General features: G+C 69.8%; 13 protein-coding genes. 6 read left to right on the top strand and 7 right to left on the bottom strand.

All coding sequences use genetic code 11. From position 1 onward, the window contains the following. Positions 1 to 2 precede the first annotated feature (2 nt). From trkA to def, 7 genes are read right to left on the bottom strand one after another with little or no spacing between them, the layout of a single operon-like run. Positions 3 to 1,379, bottom strand: coding sequence for a Trk system potassium transporter TrkA (gene trkA / locus ACQ754_RS09410; RefSeq protein ID WP_440996763.1), 1,377 nt, complete (start codon positions 1,377 to 1,379; stop codon positions 3 to 5). Then, positions 1,379 to 2,722 carry a sigma-54-dependent transcriptional regulator gene (locus tag ACQ754_RS09405; protein ID WP_440996762.1) on the bottom strand — a complete coding sequence of 448 codons (1,344 nt, stop codon included), beginning with the start codon at positions 2,720 to 2,722 and terminating at the stop codon, positions 1,379 to 1,381. The genes trkA and ACQ754_RS09405 overlap by 1 nt, the downstream gene beginning before the upstream one ends. After that, entirely contained in the window at positions 2,719 to 4,941 is a 2,223-nt protein-coding gene (locus tag ACQ754_RS09400; RefSeq protein WP_440996761.1) for an ATP-binding protein, read from the bottom strand. The genes ACQ754_RS09405 and ACQ754_RS09400 overlap by 4 nt, the downstream gene beginning before the upstream one ends. Continuing rightward, positions 4,917 to 5,501: a DUF4390 domain-containing protein gene (locus ACQ754_RS09395; protein ID WP_440996760.1), complete on the bottom strand. Its 585-nt coding sequence runs from the start codon at positions 5,499 to 5,501 to the stop codon at positions 4,917 to 4,919. Before ACQ754_RS09395 ends, ACQ754_RS09400 begins: the two co-directional genes overlap by 25 nt. After that, complete coding sequence (gene rsmB, locus ACQ754_RS09390; protein ID WP_440996759.1) at positions 5,483 to 6,799, bottom strand: 16S rRNA (cytosine(967)-C(5))-methyltransferase RsmB; 1,317 nt, start codon at positions 6,797 to 6,799, stop codon at positions 5,483 to 5,485. The genes ACQ754_RS09395 and rsmB overlap by 19 nt, the downstream gene beginning before the upstream one ends. Continuing rightward, positions 6,783 to 7,724: a methionyl-tRNA formyltransferase gene (gene fmt, locus ACQ754_RS09385; RefSeq protein ID WP_440996758.1), complete on the bottom strand. Its 942-nt coding sequence runs from the start codon at positions 7,722 to 7,724 to the stop codon at positions 6,783 to 6,785. The genes rsmB and fmt overlap by 17 nt, the downstream gene beginning before the upstream one ends. A gap of 5 nt (positions 7,725 to 7,729) precedes the next feature. After that, positions 7,730 to 8,260, bottom strand: a complete 531-nt coding sequence (gene def / locus ACQ754_RS09380; protein WP_440996757.1) for a peptide deformylase — start codon at positions 8,258 to 8,260, stop codon at positions 7,730 to 7,732. 117 nt (positions 8,261 to 8,377) lie between these two features. On the opposite strand from def, the gene ACQ754_RS09375 reads away from it, so the two are divergent. The 6 genes from ACQ754_RS09375 (at position 8,378) to hemF (ending at position 14,972) form a co-directional block, all read left to right on the top strand. Next, positions 8,378 to 9,403 (top strand): LysM peptidoglycan-binding domain-containing protein, encoded by a 1,026-nt coding sequence (locus tag ACQ754_RS09375; RefSeq protein ID WP_440996756.1) that lies wholly within the window; start codon positions 8,378 to 8,380, stop codon positions 9,401 to 9,403. Continuing rightward, positions 9,384 to 10,517, top strand: a complete 1,134-nt coding sequence (dprA, locus tag ACQ754_RS09370) for a DNA-processing protein DprA (protein WP_440996755.1) — start codon at positions 9,384 to 9,386, stop codon at positions 10,515 to 10,517. Before ACQ754_RS09375 ends, dprA begins: the two co-directional genes overlap by 20 nt. A gap of 37 nt (positions 10,518 to 10,554) precedes the next feature. After that, complete coding sequence (locus ACQ754_RS09365; protein WP_440996754.1) at positions 10,555 to 11,031, top strand: DUF494 family protein; 477 nt, start codon at positions 10,555 to 10,557, stop codon at positions 11,029 to 11,031. 112 nt (positions 11,032 to 11,143) lie between these two features. After that, positions 11,144 to 13,471, top strand: a complete 2,328-nt coding sequence (locus ACQ754_RS09360) for a DNA topoisomerase I (RefSeq protein WP_440996753.1) — start codon at positions 11,144 to 11,146, stop codon at positions 13,469 to 13,471. 1 nt (position 13,472) lies between these two features. Beyond that, positions 13,473 to 14,036 carry a Sua5/YciO/YrdC/YwlC family protein gene (locus ACQ754_RS09355; RefSeq protein ID WP_440996752.1) on the top strand — a complete coding sequence of 188 codons (564 nt, stop codon included), beginning with the start codon at positions 13,473 to 13,475 and terminating at the stop codon, positions 14,034 to 14,036. A 12-nt stretch (positions 14,037 to 14,048) separates the two neighbouring features. Then, entirely contained in the window at positions 14,049 to 14,972 is a 924-nt protein-coding gene (gene hemF, locus ACQ754_RS09350) for an oxygen-dependent coproporphyrinogen oxidase (protein ID WP_440996751.1), read from the top strand. Positions 14,973 to 15,220 lie beyond the last annotated feature (248 nt).

Here is a 15,220-nt window from a genome sequence, read left to right as displayed (position 1 = left end):
GCTCAGATAAAGGTCACGGCGACCTGGAAGAGTTTCTCGACGTCGGCGAGCCGGCTCTTGTCCACCAGGAACAGGATGACGTGATCCTCGGGCTCGATGACGGTGTCATGGTGGGCCATGATCACTGCGTCGCCGCGCACGATGGCACCGATGGTGGTCCCCCGGGGCAGGCGGATCTGGTCGATCCGCTTGCCCACCACCGAAGAGCTGCGCGCGTCGCCGTGGGCGATGGCCTCGATGGCCTCGGCCGCGCCGCGCCGGAGGCTGTAGACGTTGACCACGTCACCGCGGCGGATGTGGGCCAGGAGGCTGCCGATGGTGGCATGCTGTGGCGAGATGGCCACGTCGATATCCTCGCTGGACTGGATGAGATCCACGTAGGCGGGCCGGTTGATCAGCGCCATCACCGTGCGCGCCCCCAGGCGCTTGGCCAGCATCGCGGAGAGGATGTTCGCCTCGTCATCGTTGGTCAGGGCGCAGAAGACGTCGGTGTTCTCGATATTCTCCTCGAGCAGCAGATCCTCGTCGGCGGCATCGCCGCGCAGGACGATGGTCTTCTGCAGCAGCTCGGAGATCAGCCGGCAGCGCCGCGGGTTGCGCTCGATGATCTTGGTCTGGAACCGACCCTCCAGGGACTGGGCCAGCCGCGTGCCGATGTTACCGCCGCCGGCGAGCATCAGGCGCTTGACCGGTTTCTCCAGGCGGCGCAGCTCACCCATGATGGCGCGGATGTTCTTGCGCGCAGCCACGAAGAAGACCTCGTCGCCGGCCTCGATCACGGTGTCGCCCTCGGGGATGATGGCGCGGCCGCGGCGGAAGATCGCCGCCACCCGGGCGTCGACGTTGGGCATGTGCTCGCGCAGCGCCTTGAGCTCCTGGCCGACCAGGGGGCCGCCGTAGTAGGCCCGCACCGCCACCAGCCGGACCTTGCCGCCGGCGAAATCCAGCACTTGCAGCGCCCCCGGGTGCTCGATCAACCGGCGCACGTACTGGGTGACCAGCTGCTCGGGGCTGATGATGACGTCGATGGGCAGGGCGTCCGGCGAGAACAGCTGCGGGCAGGCCAGGTACTCCACCGCACGCACCCGGGCGATCTTGGTGGGGGTGTTGAACAGCGTGTCCGCCACCTGGCAGGCCACCATGTTCGCCTCGTCGGAGTCCGTCACTGCGATGATCATGTCGGCATCGTCGACGCCGGCGCGGGCAAGGACGTCCGGATAGGTGGCGCTGCCGGTGACCGTGCGCAGATCGAGGCGGTCCTGGAGCTCCTGGAGCACACCGGGGTCGACGTCGACGACGGTGATGTCGTTGTCCTCCCGCGCCAGGTTCTGGGCGACGGTGCTCCCGACCTGGCCGGCACCGAGGATGATGATCTTCATCAGCCGGCCTCCCTCGGGTCGATGCCGAGGGCCCGGAGCTTGCGGTAGAGGTGGGTGCGTTCCATCCCCGTCAGCCGGGCCAGCTGGGCGACGCTGCCCTCGGCGCGCCGGAGCTGGCGCTGCAGGTAGGCGCGCTCGAAGGCCTCCCGGGCCTCCCGCAGGGGCAGATCCAGCCATAGCTCGGCGGCCCGTCCGGGATCGCCGGGATGGGCGTTGTCCGCCAGCACGCGGTCCACCTCGTCGACGTCGATGTCCCGCCCCTCCCCCAATAGCAGCAGGCGCTGGACGAGGTTGCGCAGCTCGCGAACGTTGCCCGGCCAGGTATGGTTGCGCAGCCGGTTCTGAGCGGCGACGGTGAACCGCCGGTAGACCAGCCCCTCGCGCTCGACCAGGTCATCGACGAAGAAGCTCACCAGCTCGGGTATATCCTCCACGTGATCGCGAAGCGGCGGGATGGTCACCGGCACCACGTTGAGCTGGTAGAAGAGGTCCTCACGGAACTGCCCGGCGCGCACCGCGGCCTCCAGCTCCGCCCCGGCGACGGCCGCCACCCGGCAGCGCAGGGGCAGCGCCTCACTGCCGCCGACCCGCTGGAAGCGCTGCCCCTCCAGCGCCGCGGCCAGATGGGCCTGGGCGGCATCGTCCAGCTCATCGACCTCGTCGACGACCAGGGTGCCCCCCGCCGCCGCCTCCAGCCGGCCGGGGCCGCCGCCCTGCCGGCCGAGCAGCGTCTCGGTGAGCGAGCCGTCCGCGACATTGCCCACCACCAGCTCCACCAGGGGTCCCGGCTGCGCGGCGAGGCCATGCATATAGCGAGCGAAGGTCTTACGCCCGCTGCCGGACTCCCCGGTGACCAGCACCGGCGAGCGCGCGTCGGCAAGGCGCTTGGCCTGCTCGCGCAGCCGGGTCATGGCCTGACTCCGGCCCACCGGAACCACCGCCGGCGCGGCGGCCTCGGCCCCGGGGGCCGGTGCATGGGCCGCCAGGGCCTCCTCCACGGTGGCGAGGAGCTTGCCCATGGACAGCGGTTTCTCGATGAAGTCCACGGCACCGAGCCGGGTCGCCTCCACCGCCGTCTCCACGGTGCCGTGACCGGAGATCATCACCACCGGGAACGCCGGCCCATCGGCCTGGACCCATTCCTTGAGCAGGGAGATGCCGTCCTCCTCGGGCATCCAGATGTCCAGCAGCGCGAGATCGGGGCGCTGTTCGGCCAGCGCCGCCCTCGCCTCGGCGGCGCTGGCCGCCGTGGTCACCCGGTATCCCTCGTCGGCCAGAATCTCGCGGACCAGCTCCCGGATATCGGGCTCGTCGTCCACCACCAGCACGCTGGCATCGCTCATCGTCTCTCCTCGACATCGTTCCATCGCTGCGGTGCCAGCGATTCCGCCACCGGCAGGCGGACCGTGATCCGGGCACCGTCGGGCAGGTTGCGAGCCGCGATCAGCCCATTATGTTCCTCCACGATCTTCTTGACGATCGCCAGGCCCAGCCCGGTACCGCGGGGCTTAGTGGTCACGTAGGGCTCGAAGAGCTGGTCGAGCACCTCCTCCGGGAAGCCCGGGCCGTTGTCGTTGACCGCGAGCTCCACCATATCCTCGTAGCGCCCGCTGCCGACACAGGTGCTCACGCGCAGCAGGCAGCCCTCATCCCGACCTCCGCCCTCGGCGGCCTCCATGGCATTGCGGATTAGGTTGTTCAGCAGCTGGCGCAGCCGGCCGGGATCCGCGCGCAGCGGCGGCAGGGCCTCGTCGAGATCGAGCTGGAAGCGCACCCGGCCGGTTTCCGAACGGTGCAGCTCCACCACATCCTGGACCAGGGCGTTGAGGTCCACCTCCGTGAGGCTCAGCCGCGGGGGCCGTGCGTATTCCGAGAAGGCATTGACCATGGCCTTCATGGCGTCGACCTGCTGGATGATGGTACGGGTGGAGCGCTCGAGCATCTGCGCGGCCTCCGGCTCGAGACGGTCACTGAGCTTGTGCTGCAGACGCTCGGCGGACAGCTGTATGGGCGTCAGCGGATTGCGGATCTCGTGGGCCAGGCGCCGGGCCACCTCACCCCAGGCGGCATCGCGCTGGGCCCGGATCAGGGTGGTGACGTCGTCGAGCACGATGACATGGCCGCCGGCGGTGCGGCCGCCGGGCAGGGCCGCGCCGCTGCAAATGAGCATTCGCCGGCCCTCCTCGGTGTCCAGGCTGAACTCCTCCCGCCACTCCGCACCGCCGCCGGCGATACGGGCCTCCACCAGCTCCACGAAGGGCAGGAAGCCGGGATGGTTGGCGGTGAGCAGACGCAGCCGACCACCCACGGCCTGCGCCAGGGGCACCGAGAGGATGTCCACCGCCGCCTGGTTGTAGGTGCGCAGGCAACCGTACTGATCCAGTGCCAGCACCCCGGAGGAGAGCCTACCGAGCACGGTCTCCAGGTAGGCCCGCTGCGCCTCGGCGAGGATCTGCCCCCGCTGCGCCTCATCACGGGCCTGCGCCACCCGGCGGCTCATATCGTTGAACGAGTGCACCAGAAAGCCCAGCTCGTCGCGGCCACCGTCGGGGAGCTGGGTCCCGTAATTGCCCTCAGCCAGCGCCCGGGTGCCCTCGGCCAGGCGGCTGATGGGGGCGACCAGCCGGCGGGCCAGGTAGAACGCCGACCACACCGCGAACAGCAGTGACATCAGCAACACCAGCGACAAGGTGAGGATGAAGCTGTCCTTCAGCGGCCCGCGCAGATAGGCCAGTTCCCGGTACTGGGCGAAGGCGTCCTGGACATTGGTGGCCAGCTCGTCGAGCCGCGGCGACATGGGGAACAGCGCCTGCAGGAAACGCGCGTTCTGGGGTTGCTCCGGATTGGGCGCCGGCACCGCGGCCCGGATGTTCAACCCACTGCCCTCGATGGGATCCAGGCCCACATAGGGGCGGCCCTGGCGCAGCTGCAGGAGGATCTCCTCTTCCGGGCGATTGGGCAGTATGCCCTCGGTCTCCCGGGTGCTGGAGGCGACGATACGGCCATTGCTGCCGAACAGGGTCAGCTCGGCGGCGTTCATTCGCGAGCGCAGGTCGTCGACGGTGAAAGTGATTCCCCCCTCGGGGGCCGTCGCCAGCTCACCGGCGGCATTCTGCACCCGCTTGAGCATGTCGCGCATGCGCAGATCCAGGGAGGCCTGGGAGAGCTTGAGGGCGTCGTCGAGGGCATCCTCGACGCGCACATCGAACCAGCTGTCGATGCCGCTGCGCAGGAATTGCATGGAGAAGGCGTAGACCACCAGGCCAGGCACCACCGCCAGCAGGGCGAACAGCACCATGATCCGCCCGGTGAGCCGGCTGCCTGGCCGCTCCGCGCGCAGCGAGCGCACCAGCCGCCGGATGTTGAGGGCGATCACTGTCACCAACGCCACCAGCGCCAGGCCGTTGAACACTAGCAGCCACAGGTACAACTGGCCGAAGATCGCGGAGTTCTCGGTGGCGGCGTTGAGCAGATACAGCGAGGCCAGCAAGACCACGCACAACAGCAGCCGCAGGAACCCTTCGCTGCGGAGCCACCCTAGGCGTCGTCGTGCAGCCGCCATCGCTTCCACTCGCTCTCGAGCTGCCACTGGGGCGACAGGTAGGCCATGGAGCGCAGCGGCCGGGGCAGCGCTTCGGTATCCAATCCGGCCCGCGCCGCCACCGTATAGCGCGTGCCCGCCCCCAGCAGGCCGGCGTCGATCACCGGCAGCCCCTCCACCCGCCCCAGGGCCTGCCGAAGCGCCGACAGGCTGCGAAAGCTGCGCGACTCGCCGCTGTTGACCCAGACCAGGACGTAGCGCTCGCTCAGGGCGTGATACTGGATGCGGTAGCGCTGGGTGAGCTCGGCGACGGTCGTTTCCCACCAGATCCAGGCCGGGCGCACGACCTTGATATCCAGCCGCATCTCCAGGGCCACGCCGTTCTCCAGGGCCTCCCGGGCGGCATCACTTAGGCGATAGTCGATTCGGGCATCGAGCTCCCAGACGCCCTCACGAAGCCCGACCTCCCCGTCGACGATACGGACGTAGCCGTCCTCCGCGGCCACCGACCCCGCCAGGAGGCACAGCAGCAGCGCGCAGAGGGCACCCGGCCAGTACCGGCTCAGTGCTTGGTGAGACACGCGTAGTAGAATCCGTCCATCTCCGCTTCCCCGGGGAGGATCTGGGCGCCCACGCCCGTGGCCCGCCCGGCCGGCAGCGCCGGCTCCGATACCGACACGTCATCATGGGCCGCGACGAACGGCGCCGTCACCGCCTCGTTTTCGGCACGGAGCAGCGAACAGGTGGCATAGACCAGCCTGCCACCGGGCGCCAGTACAGGCCAGAGCGCGCGCAGCAGGCGGGCCTGGCCCTCGGCCAGCGTGGGGATGTCGGCCGCCCGGCGGAGCCACTTGATATCCGGATGACGGCGGATGACGCCGGTCGCCGAGCACGGCGCGTCCAGCAGGATGCGCTCGAAGGGGCGCCCGTCCCACCAGCCCCCCGGGTCGCCGGCGTCACCGCGGAGCACTTCCGCCTCCAGGCCCAGGCGTTCCAGGCCTTCGGCCATGCGCGCCAGCCGCCCGGGATCGTTATCGAGGGCGACTACCGAGAGGTCCGGATGACGCTCCAGGAGATGGGCGGTCTTGCCACCGGGGGCGGCGCAGGCATCGAGCACCCGCATGCCCGGCCCGGCGGCGAGCTGATCGGCGGCGAGCTGCGCGGCGGCGTCCTGCACGGAGACCTGGCCTTCCCGGAACCCGGGAAGATCGGTGACGGCCACCGGTCGGTCCAGGGTCAGGGCGTCGGGGACACCGGGGACCGGACGCGCGGTCAGGCCGGCCGTGGCCAGCTCCTGGCTATAGGCGGCGACCGTCCTCGCCCGGCGGTTGACCCGCAGGGTCATAGGTGGGCGCTCGAGCAGCGCCCTGATCACCGCCCCCCGCTCCGCCGGCCAGTCGTCGGCGATGGCACGGTAGAGCCACTTCGGGAGGGCGGCGGCGGTCGCTGGCTCCCGGTCGACACGCTGGAGGAGCTCCGACGCCTCGCGCTGGAAGCGTCGCAGACAGCCGTTGACCAGGCCCCGCGCCCGCGGCCGGCCCAGGGCGCCGGCCGCTGCCACGGTGGCGGAGACCGCCGCATGCGCCGGGATACGGGTGAAGGCGAGCTGATAGCAGCCCACCACCAGCAACGGCTCGAGGATGCGGTCGCGGGGCCGGAGCGGACGGGCGAGCAGCTCCGCGGTGACCGCCTGCAGGCGGCCGTACCAACGCAGCGCACCGTAGGCGAGCTCCCGGATCAGGGCGCGGTCGGTGCCGGCAAGCCCGGCCTCCGCCTCCGGGAGGGCGTCGCTGAGCGAGCGCCCCCCATGGACCACCGCCGCCACGGCCCGCGTGGCGGCTTGGCGCGCCGCCGCCCCCGGCTCAACCGAGGTGTTCACCGACCACCAGCCTGAAACCGTTGAGGAAGCTCGCCACGTCCTGACGGCGTCGGCCGGCGAGCTGGAGCTCCTCGAGGCGCAGCACCCCCTCCCCGGTGGCGACGTCGATGCCCTCACCACTGGCGGAAACCACCTGGCCGGCGGTACCCTGCGCCGGGCCCGGCAGGACCCGGGCCCGCCATAAGCGGAGCTCTGTGTCCCGATAACGCGTCCGGGCCACCGGCCAAGGGTCGAAGGCACGGATCCGGCGCTCGATGGCGGTGGCCGTCTCGTTCCAGTCCACCCGGGTCTCGTCCATGCTGAGCTTGTCCGCGTAGGTCACACCCTGCTCGGGCTGGGGCCGCTCGGCGAGCTCACCACGGACCCAACCCTCCAGGGCGGGCGCGATCAGCTCCGCGCCCATGGCGGCGAGGCGGTCATGGAGGCTGCCGCCGGTGTCGTCGTCGCGGATGGGCGTGTCCTCGCAGGCGATCACCGGCCCGGTATCCAGCCCGGTGCTCATGCGCATGATGCATACGCCGGTGCGCTCGTCACCGGCGAGCAGGGCCCGCTGGATGGGCGCCGCCCCCCGCCAGCGCGGCAGCAGCGAGGCATGGATGTTGAGGCACCCATGGCGCGGGATCCCCAGGACCGAGGCGGGCAGGATCAACCCGTAGGCCACCACCACCATGACGTCCGGGGCCAGTGCGGCCAGCGTCTCCCGCTCGCTGGCATTGCGCAGGGAAAGCGGCTGGCGCACGGGAAGGCCGGCGCGCTCCGCCGCCGCTTTCACCGGCGAGGGGCGCAGACGCCGGCCACGGCCGGCGGGGCGATCCGGCTGGGTGTAGACCGCGGCCACCTCATGACCCGCGTCCAGCAAGGCGTTCAGGGCGGGGACGGCGAAATCGGGGGTACCGGCGAAGGCAATGCGCAGCGGCGCCACCATCCGGCTTAGACCGCCTCGGTGGCGGCGGCCACCCCACCCTGCTGGCGGGCAAGCTTGTCCATCCGCCGGCGCAGGCGCTTGCGTTTGAGCTCGGAGAGGTAATCCACGAACAACCGGCCCTCGAGGTGATCCATCTCGTGCTGGATGCAGACCGCGAGCAGCCCCTCGGCCTCCAGGGAGAACGGCTCCCCGTCACGCCCCAAGGCCTCCACGGTAACCCGCTCACTGCGGCGGACCGCCTCGAAGTACTCGGGCACCGACAGGCAGCCCTCCTCGCCCACGGTCTCGCCGTCACGCTCGGTGATCCGGGGGTTGACCAGCACCACCGGGCTGTCCCGGTCCTCGGAGATGTCGATGACGATCACCCGCTCATGGACGTTGACCTGGGTGGCCGCCAGCCCGATCCCCGGGGCGGTGTACATGGTCTCCAGCATGTCGTCGATGAGCCGCACGATGCGTGCATCCACGCGCTCAACGGGGCGCGCGACCGTGCGCAGCCGCGGGTTGGGATAATGGAGGATCTCGAGTCTCGCCATGTCTGCGATTCCGTTGCGGCCCAGATGGATGGGCTGCTAGTGTAGCCTTCGTTACTAATATCATAACGAATGGCGGTCGTAGGCGGCCACCTGCCGGCGCCTATACAGGGATTGCCCATGCTCAAAAAAACCCTCCTGTGGGGCTGGTTCGTCGCGCTCGTCGTATCCGCAGTGGCGGCCGCCCAGGATTCGTCACTGCGTGACGGGCACCCCACCCGTTATACCGTGCAGCCCGGCGACACCCTCTGGGACATCGCCAGCCGTTTCCTCACCAAGCCGTGGTACTGGCCGGAGATCTGGCACGAGAACCCCGAGATCGACAACCCGCACCTGATCTATCCCGGTGACGTCATCCGGCTGGCCATCGTCGACGGTGAGCCGCGACTGACCGCCGAACGCGGCGGCGGGACGGTGAAGCTCTCCCCCAAGGTCCGGGTCGAGGAGCTCGACGACGCCATACCGACCATCCCCCTCGAAGAGATCCGGCCGTTCCTCAGCGGGGACCGAATCGTCGAGCCGGAAGCCCTCGACGACGCCGCCTATGTGGTCGCGGGCCGGGACGAGCGGGTCATGAGCGCCACCGGCGACCGGGTCTATGTCCGGGGCATCCCAGAAAGCGGCGGGCAACACTGGGATGTGGTCCGGCGCGAACAGACCTTCACCGACCCCGAATCCGGGGACGTGCTCGGCGTGCTGGCCCGGCGGCTCGGCAGCGCCCAGCTCGACGAGCACGGCGATCCGGCCACCCTGATGCTGACCAGCAGCAACCGCGAGATCCTCTCCCGGGACCTGGTACTCCCCGCCAGCGACGAGGCCCTGGACAGCCGCATGATGCCGCGGGCACCGGAGCAGGAGATCGACGGCGTCATCATGACCGTGCTGGACGGCGTCAACCAGATCGGCCAGTACGACGTCGTGGCCATCAACCGGGGCGAGGCGCAGGGGCTCGCCAGTGGTCATGTCCTTTCCGTCTACGAGGAAGAGCGGGTGGTCAGCGACCCGAAGACGGACGAGCCCGTGGCCCTGCCCCCCGAGCGCGAGGGCACGCTCTTGGTGTTCCGCACCTTCGAGCGGATGAGCCTGGGGCTGATCATGGAGGCGACGCGGGCTATCAGCGTCGGCGATGCCGTCCGCAACCCCTGACACCGCTGCCCTGGCGGCCTGGTTGCGGCTGCTCCGCACCCCCGGGATAGGGCCGGCCACCTACGCCACCGTGCTCGACGCCTTCGCCTCCCCGGCGGCCTACCTGGACGCGGAGGCCTCCGAGCTCCGGGCGCGTGGGTTCAACCCCGCCCTGCGCGACGGCGTGCCAGGGGTGGACGACCCGGGGGTGCGCTCGGACTTGGCCTGGCTGGCCGCCGCCGACGACCATCACCTGATCACCCGTTCGGACCCCGCCTACCCGGAACAGTTGGCGAGCATCGCCGACGCGCCGCCGCTGCTGTTCGTGGTCGGTGACCCCACGGTGCTTCGACGTCCGCAACTCGCCGTGGTGGGCAGCCGCAAACCCACCCACTCGGGCAGCGACAACGCCCGGGAGTTCGCCCGCTACCTGGCGGAATGCGGCCTGGTGATCACCAGCGGCCTGGCGTTGGGCATCGACGCGGCGGCCCATCGCGGGGCCCTGGCCGGCGGCGGGGCGACGGTGGCGGTCACCGCCACCGGTGCCGACCGCACCTACCCCGCCCGCCATCGCGACCTAGCCCGGGAGATCGCCGCCAACGGCGCCGTGGTCACCGAGTTGCCCACCGGCACCGGCGTACGCCGCGAACAGTTCCCGCGCCGCAATCGCCTGATCAGCGGACTCGCCCTCGGCGTGCTGGTGGTAGAGGCGGGGATGCACAGCGGCTCCCTGCTCACCGCACGCCACGCCCTGGACCAGAACCGGGAGGTCTTCGCCGTTCCCGGCTCCATTCACAACCCGCTGGCCCGGGGCTGCCATGCCCTGATCCGGGCCGGGGCCAAGCTGGTGGAATCGGCCGGGGACGTCTTCGAGGAACTACCCCCGATGGCGGTCACGCCATCCGCGACACCGGCCACGCGCGAGGGGGCTTCGGAGGAGGGGTCCGGGGCCGAGCCCCTCGGCGACGACTACGCAACGGTGCTAGACGCCCTGGAATACGACCCCGTGGCCTTCGATGTCCTCACCGAGCGCACCGGATTGACGGCCGATACGCTTTCCTCCATGCTGCTGATACTCGAGCTCAGAGGGCATGTCATCGCCTGTGCCGGCGGGCGGTACGCACGCAGCCACTGAGCGGAACCACTTCCTGACAGCCTCGCCGAGCGTGCGGATGAAAGAGAACGTCTTCGACCTCCTGATGTATCTGTTCGAGAACTACTTCTATAACGAAGACGAACCCCAACCCGACCGGGACTCCCTGACCTCCGAGCTCACCGACATCGGCTTCAGTCGCTCCGAGATCCGCAAGGCCTTCGACTGGCTCGACGAGCTCGCCAACAGCCGCGATCTGCCCGCCGTAGCCACGAACGCCAGTCGATGTGTCCGGGTGTTCGCCCCCCGGGAGCAGGAGCGCCTGGACACCGAGATGCGGGGGTTTTTGCTTTATCTCGAGCAGGTGGGCATCCTTGCCCCCCACAGCCGCGAGCTGGTCATCGACCGGGTCATGGCCCTGGGCGACGAGGAGATCGACCTGGACACCCTCAAGTGGGTGGTGCTGATGGTCCTGTTCAGCCAGCCGGGAGAGGAAGAGGCCTTCGCCAGCATGGAGAACCTGGTCTTCGATGGGCCGAACCAGCTGATCCACTGACGCCGGGGGCATTGACAACCGATTCCGCGCCGTTAGTTTCCGGGGTGCACCCGGGCTGACCGTCTTGCACACTCGTTCAGGGGTCACCGGGCACACCGGAGACTATATTCGTATGGGAAAAAACCTGGTCATCGTCGAGTCCCCGGCGAAGGCACGCACCATCGAAAAGTACCTCGGCAAGGACTTCCAGGTCCTCGCCTCCTACGGCCATGTGCGTGACCTCATCCCCAAGGAGGGGGCGGTGGATCCGGAGCACGACTTCGCGATGCGCTACCAGACCATCGAGCGCAACGCCAAGCACGTGGAGGCCATCGCCAAGGCGGCCCGCAAGGTGGACGCCATCTACCTCGCCACCGACCCGGACCGCGAGGGCGAGGCCATCTCCTGGCATCTCTACGAGCTGCTCCGCGACAAGGGCGTGCTCGACGACAAGCCCGTCCACCGGGTGGTGTTCTACGAGATCACCAAGCCCGCCATCCAGGAGGCCATCGCCCATCCGCGCGGGCTCTCCGAGGACCTGGTAAACGCCCAGCAGGCGCGCCGGGCGCTGGACTACCTGGTGGGCTTCAACCTCTCGCCGCTACTGTGGCGCAAGATCACCCGCGGGCTCTCCGCGGGCCGGGTCCAGAGCCCGGCGCTGCGGATGATCGTCGAGCGCGAGCAGGAGATCGAGGCCTTCGAGCCCCAGGAATACTGGAGCATCGAGTCCGATCTGGCGCACGACGAACAGGCCTTCACCGGCCGGCTCGCCCGCCTCGACGGCGAGAAGGTCGAGCAGTTCAGCATCACCACCGAGGAGCAGGCCACCCGGGCGACGCGGCGGCTCGAGGAGGCGGCCGGCGGCCGGCTCACGGTCTCCAAGGTGGAGAAGAAGCAGCGCCGGCGGAATCCGGCGGCGCCGTTCATCACCTCGACGCTGCAGCAGGAGGCGGCACGCAAGCTCCGTTTCTCCGCCCAGCGAACCATGCGCGTCGCCCAACAGCTCTACGAGGGCGTGGACACGGGCAGCGGCGCCATCGGGCTGATCACCTACATGCGTACCGACTCGGTCAACCTCTCCGAGGAGGCCATCGGCAACCTCCGCGGGGTGATCGCCGAGCGCTACGGCGAGCGGATGCTGCCGGACAAGCCCAACCAGTACCGCACCCGCGCCAAGAACGCCCAGGAGGCCCACGAGGGCATCCGGCCCACGGAAGCGGGACGCCACCCGGAGGACCTGAAGGCGCACCTCAGCGAGGACCAGTACCGGCTCTATGACCTGATCTGGAAACGCTCGGTGGCCTGCCAGATGATCCATGCCACCATCGACACGGTCTCCGTGGACCTGGCCGCCGGTGACGTCGGCGTCTTCCGCGCCACCGGCTCCACCATCCGCGACCCGGGCTTCATGACCGTGTACATGGAGGGCAGCGACGATAACCAGGAGGGCGCGGACAACCGGGAACGCATCCTGCCAGCGATGGCCGAGGGCGACGAGGTCACCCTCAAGGCCATCCGCCCCGAGCAACACTTCACCGAGCCGCCACCGCGCTACAGCGAGGCCTCGCTGGTGCGTGCGCTGGAGGAACGGGGCATCGGCCGGCCGTCCACGTATGCCAGCATCATCTCCACGCTGCAGCAGCGCGGCTACGTGGAGCTCGACAACCGCCGCTTCCGGCCCACCGACACCGGCCGGGTGGTGGCGAAGTTCCTCACCGAGCACTTTGACCGCTACGTGGACTACGACTTCACCGCCCGGCTCGAGGACGACCTCGACGCCATCTCCCGGGGCGAACGGGACTGGATCCCGGTGCTGCAGCAATTCTGGGAGCCGTTCCACGAGCGCGTCGAGGAGAAGGCCAACGTCTCGCGCGCCGAGGTGATGCAAGCCCGCGAGCTCGGCACCGATCCGAAGAGCGGCCGCCCCGTGCAGGCCCGACTCGGCCGCTACGGCCCGTTCGTGCAGATCGGAACCCGCGACGACGAGGAGAAGCCCCGCTTCGCCAGCCTGCGCCCGGGGCAGAGCATCGACACCATCACCCTCGAGGAAGCGCTGGCACTGTTCCAGCTGCCGCGGGACATGGGCGAGACCCCCGAGGGCGAGCCCATGCAGGTCAACATCGGCCGGTTCGGACCCTACGTGCGCTTCGGCAACAAGTTTGCCTCCCTGAAGAAAGACGACGATCCCTACACCATCACCCGGGAACGGGCCCTGGAGCTGGTCGCGGAGAAGAAGGAAAACGAGGCCAAGCGCACCATCCGGGAATGGCCGGAAGAGGGCATCCGGGTATTGCGCGGGCGCTTCGGCCCCTACATCACCGACGGGCGCAAGAACGCGAAGATCCCCAAGGAGCGGGAACCGGAGTCCCTGACCCTGGACGAGTGCCGGGAGCTCATCGCCGCCGCGCCGGAGAAGAAGGGCGGCCGGCGGCGGGCGCCGGCAAAGCGCAAAACCAGCTGAGGTGACCGCCACGCCCGGGTTCCGCTTCCGGCATGTCGCCCGCCGCCTGCGCGCGGGCGGCGTCATCGCCTATCCCACCGAGGCGGTCTACGGGCTCGGCTGCGACCCCGCCGATCCCCACGCCGTGGCGCGGCTCTTGAACCTCAAGTCCCGCCCGGTGGAGAAGGGCCTCATCCTCATCGCCGACCGTCCCGGGCGCCTGCAGGGGTGGGCCGACGCCTTCGCCCTCAGCGATGAACGGCTTGCCGCCTCCTGGCCGGGGCCGGTCACCTGGCTGATGCCCGCCGGACCGCGGGCGCCGGCCTGGATCACCGGTGGCAGCGATCGCATCGCGGTCCGGGTCACGGCCCATCCGGTAGCTGCAGCACTGGCCGCGGCCTTCGCCGGCCCGCTGGTCTCCACCAGCGCCAATCCCGCCGGCGCCCACCCCGCCCGAACCGCGCTACGGGTGCGCACCTACTTCGACGGCGAAGTGGACGGCATACTCGGCGGCGCGGTGGACCGGCACCGCGGGCCCACCGAGATCCGGCGATGGCCCGACGGCGCGGTGCTCCGCGCCGGCTGAAGGAGGAAGATCATGAGCGAGGTTCGCCCGGACGCGGTACGGCAATGGCTGACCGCCCTGCAGGAACGGATCTGCGAGGCTTTGGCCGGGGTCGACGGCCATGCCGGCTTCCACGAGGACGCCTGGGAGCGCCCCGCGGGCGGCGGCGGGCGATCCCGGGTGCTAGCCGGCGGCGCGGTCTTCGAGCAGGCGGGCGTGAACTTCTCCCATGTCCGCGGCGAGTCCCTGCCGGCAAGCGCCAGCGAGCGCCGCCCGGAGCTCGCCGGCCGTAGCTTCCAGGCCATGGGCGTCTCCCTGGTAGTGCACCCGGCCAACCCCCACGTGCCCACCTCCCACGCCAACGTCCGCTTCCTGCTCGCCGAGCACCCGGAGGCCGCGCCGGTATGGTGGTTCGGCGGCGGCTTCGATCTCACCCCCTACTACCCCGTGACCGAGGACGTCCGCCACTGGCACCGTACCGCCCGGGACGCCTGCGCCCCGTTCGGTGCGGACCTCTATCCCCGCTTCAAGCGCTGGTGCGACGACTACTTCCATCTTCCCCACCGCGGCGAGCGCCGCGGCATCGGCGGGCTGTTCTTCGACGACTTCGACGAGGGGGGCTTCGAGCACGCCTTCGGCCTCACGCGCTCCGTCGGCGAGGCCTATCTCGACGCCTACCTCCCCATCGTCGAGCGGCGCCGAGATACCCCCTGGACCGAGGCCGAGCGGCAGTTTCAGCTCTACCGGCGCGGCCGCTACGTGGAGTTCAATCTCCTCTTCGACCGGGGTACGCGTTTCGGCATCCAGTCCGGCGGGCGCACCGAGTCCATCCTCATGTCCCTGCCGCCGCTGGCGCGCTGGGAATACGGCTACCAGCCGGAACCGGGCAGCCGCGAGGCGGAGCTCACCGAGTTCTGGCTGCAGCCCCGGGACTGGCTCGGCGCCACGGACGACTGAGCGGATCTGTTCCGCTGCGGCGCAACATAAGCATCCCACATCAAACGATAGCCTGTAACCTACTGTCATCCGGTGATTGAATCACGGGGTTACGGGAACACGGCACATCATTTATTCCTTTCAGGAACTAATAAGGTGGCGACAACCCCACCCACGCTACGGTAGCGTTTGCCCCAGTGACCCTTGCAACCGGGGCGCACCGAAGCGCGCGAACCGCGCCACCGGGCGAGTGTCTATACTCCGGCAGT

The organism is Arhodomonas sp. SL1, assembly GCF_052060015.1.
GTDB lineage: Bacteria > Pseudomonadota > Gammaproteobacteria > Nitrococcales > Nitrococcaceae > Arhodomonas.
This window is presented reverse-complemented; position numbering and strand designations above follow the sequence as displayed.